Below are 4,023 nucleotides of genomic sequence, written 5' to 3'. Positions count from 1 at the left end.
AAACCCCAGCCGAGCGCCTGCATAAACTGCTCACGGCCTGATCAACACGACCACGTGTTGCGACGATCCCTGGAATCCGCCGTCGTGGTGCGGGGCTTCCCGCTGTACGGGGCCGGACGCGGGCCGGAGCGGGCCGTCGCCGTCAGTGGACCGCTCAGCGCCGCCGTCACCTGCCGCAGCGAGGGCAGCGGAGAGGGTAGCCGCGGACGCTGTGCGTGCTCGAACCAGGTGAACCGGGACGAGGGGAGATACAGTGCCAAGAGCTGTTCCCCGGCCTCCCAGGCCCGTATCGGTGAGGCAAGACGACACGTGCTGACCACCACCTCCACCAGAGTCGTCGACCCAGGCGAGCTGGACGACGCCCTCGCGGTGCTGCGCCGCGAGCCCGTCAACAACGCCTTCGTGGCCGCCCGCGTCAACATCTCGGGGCTCGATCCCTGGCGCCTTGGCGGCGAGATGTGGGGCTGGTACCACCGGGGCAGACTGGAGTCCCTGTGCTACGCGGGGGCCAACCTCGTCCCCCTGTGCGCGGGCCCCGAGGCCGTGCGCGCCTTCGCCGAGCGGGCCCGGCGGCAGGGGCGCCGCTGCTCGTCCATCGTCGGCCCGGCCGGGCCGACGGCGGCGCTGTGGTCGTATCTCGAACCGCACTGGGGCCCGGCCCGCGACGTGCGCGGCAACCAGCCCCTGATGGTCACCGACTCCATGCCGTCCGACGTACGGCCCGACCCCCTGGTGCGCCGGGTGCGCAAGGACGAGATGGACCTGGTGATGCCCGCGTGCGTCGCCATGTTCACCGAGGAGGTCGGCGTCTCGCCCCTCGCCGGGGACGGCGGGCTCATCTACCAGGCGCGGGTGGCCGAACTCGTCGGCTCGGGGCGTTCCTTCGCACGGGTCGAGAACGGCAAGGTCGTCTTCAAGGCCGAGATCGGCGCGGCCACCCCGTACGCCTGCCAGATCCAGGGCGTGTGGGTCGCCCCCGAGCGGCGCGGCGAGGGACTCTCCGTGACCGGCATGGCAGCGGTCCTGCGCTACGCGCTCCAGGACGTGGCACCCCTCGCGAGCCTCTACGTCAACGACTTCAACAAACCGGCCCGTGCCGCCTACCACCGGGTGGGCTTCCAGGAGGTCGGGGCCTTCATGAGCGTCCTGTTCTGACAGCGGTCCTAGTAGCCTCCCGGGCATGCTGCATTCCGCCGGGGGCCAGCCCCAGGACCCCCGAGAGACGGCCGTCGGCCCGCTCGACCTCGCCGCACGCGTGGACGACGCGCTCGCCGTGCAGGCCGTCGCCTTCGGGCTCACCGACGACGAGGTCGGCGTGCGCCGCCACATCGTGCTGCGGCACCTGGCCTCGCCCGGCGCGCGCGCCCTGGGCGCGACCACCCCTGAGGGGCGGCTCGTCGGCTTCGTGTACGGCATGCCCAACGACAGGACGCAGTGGTGGTCCACCGTCGTCCACCCCTACCTGCGCCAGAACGGGTTCGAGCACTGGCTCGGCGACGCGTTCGTGATCACGGAGCTGCACGTCCACCCCCTCTACCAGAACCGGGGCATCGGCCGACTGCTGATCACCCAGCTCACCGACGCCGCGGCCGAACCGCGCTCCCTCCTCTCCGCCATCGACACCGACAGCCCGGCCCGCGCCCTCTACCACCGGCTCGGCTACCGCGACCTGGCCCGCCAGGTGCTCTTCCCGAGCGCGCCGAGCCCGTACGCCGTGATGGGGGCACCGCTCCCACTGCTGCGCCCGCACACCTGAACCGCGTCCACCGCGTCCACCGCGTCCACCGCGCCCGTCCGCGTCCCCGGAAGCCTCCCCGGCCCGTGAACCCATTTCCGTGCCGTGCCCGGGGCCCGATAGGCTCCTTGCCTACCACTGAAGCCGTCGCCGGTATCCCACCGATATCCATCGCCGGTTCACGCCACGCACTTCGAACGGTCCGAGCAGGAGAACCCCATGGCAGCCCGAGTCCAGCGCATGTCCCGGTCGATGCTGAAGACGCTGCGCGACGACCCGGCCGACGCCGAGACGCTCAGCCACAAACTGCTCGTGCGCGCGGGCTACGTACGCCGCACCGCAGCGGGCATCTGGACCTGGCTCCCGCTGGGCAAGCAGGTGCTGGAGAACGTCACGCGCGTCGTCCGCGAGGAGATGGACGCCATCGGCGGCCAGGAGGTGCTGCTCCCGGCGCTGCTGCCGAAGGAGCCCTACGAGGTCTCCGGGCGCTACGAGGAGTACGGCGATCTGCTCTTCCGGCTCAAGGACCGCAAGGGCGGCGAGTACCTGCTCGGCCCCACCCACGAGGAGATCTTCACCCAGGTCGTCAAGGACCAGTGCACGTCCTACAAGGACCTGCCGGTGATCATCTACCAGATCCAGACCAAGTACAGGGACGAGGCCCGCCCCCGCTCCGGCATCCTGCGCGGGCGCGAGTTCACGATGAAGGACTCGTACTCCTTCGACGTCTCCGACGAGGCACTCGCCGAGTCCTACGCCCTGCACCGCCAGGCGTACCAGCGCATCTTCGAACGCCTCGGGCTGGACTACCGCATCGTCTCCGCGATCTCCGGCGCCATGGGCGGCTCGGCCTCCGAGGAGTTCCTGGCCCCGGCAGCGGCGGGCGAGGACACCTACGCGCAGTGCCCCGCCTGCGGCTACGCGGCCAACACGGAGGCCGTCTCCGTCGCCGTACAGCCCCGCACCGCCGAGGGCCACCCCGCCGTGGAGGTGCTGGACACCCCGGACACCCCCACCATCGAGACCCTCGCGGCGCACCTGGACGTCCCGGCCTCGGCGACGCTCAAGAATCTGCTGGTGAAGGTCGACGGCGAGATCACCGCCGTGGGCGTGCCCGGCGACCGCGAGGTCGACCTCGGCAAGCTCGCCGAACAGCTCGCGCCCGCCACGGTCGAGCTGGTCACCGCCGACGACTTCACCGGCCGTCCCGACCTCGTACGCGGCTACGTCGGCCCGCAGGGCGGCCTCGCCGGCAAGGCGTTCCGCTACCTCGCCGACCCGCGCGTCGCGCCCGGCACCGCCTGGGTCACCGGCGCGAACCAGGAGGGCAAGCACGCCCGCAACGTGGTCGTCGGCCGCGACTTCGAGGTCGACGACTACCTCGACGTCGTGGTCGTCGAGCCCGGCGACCCCTGCCCCCGCTGCGGCGCGGGCATCGAGCTGGACCGCGCGATCGAGATCGGCCACATCTTCCAGCTCGGGCGCAAGTACGCGGACGCCTTCGAGCTGGACGTCCTCGGCCAGGACGGCAAGCCCGTGCGCGTCACGATGGGCTCCTACGGCATCGGCGTCTCCCGCGCCGTGGCCGCGCTCGCCGAACAGACCGCCGACGACCAAGGCCTGTGCTGGCCCCGCGAGATCGCTCCCGCCGACGTTCACATTGTCGCCGCGGGCAAGGCGGCGCAGACCGAGGCCGCGCTGGAGATCGCGGAGCGGCTCGGGGAGGCGGGGGTGCGAGTCTTGGTGGACGACCGTGCGGGGGTGTCGCCCGGCGTCAAGTTCACCGACGCCGAGCTGATCGGGGTGCCCACGATTCTCGTCGCGGGGCGCGGGGTGAAGGACGGGCTCGTCGAGCTGAAGGACCGCCGCACGGGCGCCCGCGAAGACCTCCCCATCGCCGACGCGGTGGCTCGCCTCACCCCAGCCTGATCCCTTCCCGGGCTGCGCCCCTCCACGGGGTGGGCGGTGAAGCCTGCACAGGGTGCCTGTTTCTGGTGGGGGTGCGCCTGCTGTGGGTGCCCCTTTGGGGTTTCGTTCGCGTGTGGCGGGCCGGTGGCACGGGTTGTGCCCACCCTCCCCCAGCTACCGCTGGGAGGTGCCCCCTCGCCCGCGGGACGATTGCCCACAACAGTTTTGGCGTCGTCGCCTGGTGGGGGTCCCCTGCGCGGGGGCTGGGCGCCGTTTCCGGGTGCGGCTGTGTGGCTACGGCGCGGCGTGTGGACCGGTTGTTCGCGGCTGGCGCCGCGTGATTCTTGGCTCGGACCGTGGTTGTGGGCGCGTGGGTGGTT

General features: G+C 71.8%; 3 protein-coding genes. All 3 read left to right on the top strand.

From position 1 onward, the window contains the following. Positions 1-309 precede the first annotated feature (309 nt). The 3 genes from ACYVOO_RS30615 to ACYVOO_RS30605 all read left to right on the top strand — a co-directional run bounded on the left by ACYVOO_RS30615 (position 310) and on the right by ACYVOO_RS30605 (position 3,664). Entirely contained in the window at positions 310-1,155 is an 846-nt protein-coding gene (locus ACYVOO_RS30615) for a GNAT family N-acetyltransferase (protein WP_461018970.1), read from the top strand. A gap of 25 nt (positions 1,156-1,180) precedes the next feature. Then, on the top strand, positions 1,181-1,756 hold the full coding sequence (locus ACYVOO_RS30610) for a GNAT family N-acetyltransferase (protein WP_461018969.1): 576 nt from the start codon (positions 1,181-1,183) through the stop codon (positions 1,754-1,756). Positions 1,757-1,954: 198 nt separating this feature from the next. Continuing rightward, positions 1,955-3,664, top strand: coding sequence for a proline--tRNA ligase (locus ACYVOO_RS30605; RefSeq protein WP_461018968.1), 1,710 nt, complete (start codon positions 1,955-1,957; stop codon positions 3,662-3,664). Positions 3,665-4,023 lie beyond the last annotated feature (359 nt).

It is taken from the genome of Streptomyces daliensis (genome assembly GCF_054782395.1).
The sequence above is the reverse complement of the archived record's forward strand: the minus strand, read 5'-3'. Positions and strand labels throughout refer to the sequence as shown.

Bases quoted from the DNA above. Each gene is read 5' to 3' on its own strand.
- ACYVOO_RS30610 (WP_461018969.1), top strand. From the start codon at position 1,181: ATGCTGCATTCCGCCGGGGGCCAGCCCCAGGACCCCCGAGAGACGGCC.
- ACYVOO_RS30605 (WP_461018968.1), top strand. From the start codon at position 1,955: ATGGCAGCCCGAGTCCAGCGCATGTCCCGGTCGATGCTGAAGACGCTG.